At 63.6% G+C, this 563-nt stretch carries 1 pseudogene; it reads right to left on the bottom strand.

What is annotated here, in order from left to right:
- Window positions 1-563: pseudogene (locus AC58NV_RS23720) on the bottom strand (class I SAM-dependent methyltransferase); the annotation flags it as partial.

Here is a 563-nt window from a genome sequence, read left to right as displayed (position 1 = left end):
CCGGTGCTCCCGGGCTTCGTCCAGCAGCAGTTGCTCACCGCCCGCCAGCCAGTCCCTGATTGTCTGGCCTGATCTTGCCAGCTCGGTGCGTTGCAACAGGATATTTGCAACGTCCCTGTCGCTGAACATCGAAAAATCAAGCGTGGCCGGATCAATCGGCTCTGCCTTTGGCGGTTCCGCTCCGGGGGCGGGCAGCAGCAGGTGGCGGGTTTCCTCTGCGCTGATGCCGTGCTTGGCCAGCAGCTCGTGCACATAGCAGCCCTCGGCGGGGACACCGCCGTATTTTGCCGCGATGTTCCGGAACCGGCGGCCCCAGAAATGAATCGACAGCGTATCGCTGCGGATATGCCTGCTGGCCTGGTTGCGGCGGTTCGGGTTCAGCACCACTCCGGCCTGTTTAAACGGCACCGGATAGATCACATGGCCGGGCCGTGAATGCGAAATCTCGCCTGTTTCCTGCAGGAACCAGGTCAGCGCGTCCGGCCCCCAGACGCCCCATGGCAGCTGCGAGACATGCACCCCCTTCCCGGCATCCTTCAGCGCCTGCAGTTCCGCCTGTTTCG

This window comes from Leisingera sp. ANG49, from assembly GCF_059694505.1.
This window is presented reverse-complemented; position numbering and strand designations above follow the sequence as displayed.